Source organism: Aeromonas sp. PrichA-15 (assembly GCF_017939245.1).
Taxonomy (GTDB): domain Bacteria; phylum Pseudomonadota; class Gammaproteobacteria; order Enterobacterales; family Aeromonadaceae; genus Aeromonas; species Aeromonas caviae.
The window spans coordinates 1-426 of sequence record NZ_JAGKRH010000146.1 but is presented as its reverse complement, the minus strand read 5'-3'; the positions used below and the strand labels follow the sequence as shown (position 1 = coordinate 426).

Annotated in this window: 1 protein-coding gene; it reads right to left on the bottom strand. The window is 62.0% G+C overall.

Annotated elements, in window-relative coordinates:
- Window positions 1–202 precede the first annotated feature (202 nt).
- On the bottom strand, window positions 203–426 hold a 224-nt coding region (locus tag J9889_RS16650), incomplete at its 5' end, for a tyrosine-type recombinase/integrase (RefSeq protein WP_072262682.1).

The window sequence follows — 426 nt, the reverse complement described above, 5'->3', positions numbered from 1 at the left end:
TGTCGTTTTCAGAAGACGGCTGCACTGAACGTCAGAAGCCGACTGCACTATAGCAGCGGAGGGGTTGGATCCATCAGGCAACGACGGGCTGCTGCCGGCCATCAGCGGACGCAGGGAGGACTTTCCGCAACCGGCCGTTCGATGCGGCACCGATGGCCTTCGCGCAGGGGTAGTGAATCCGCCAGGATTGACTTGCGCTGCCCTACCTCTCACTAGTGAGGGGCGGCAGCGCATCAAGCGGTGAGCGCACTCCGGCACCGCCAACTTTCAGCACATGCGTGTAAATCATCGTCGTAGAGACGTCGGAATGGCCGAGCAGATCCTGCACGGTTCGAATGTCGTAACCGCTGCGGAGCAAGGCCGTCGCGAACGAGTGGCGGAGGGTGTGCGGTGTGGCGGGCTTCGTGATGCCTGCTTGTTCTACGG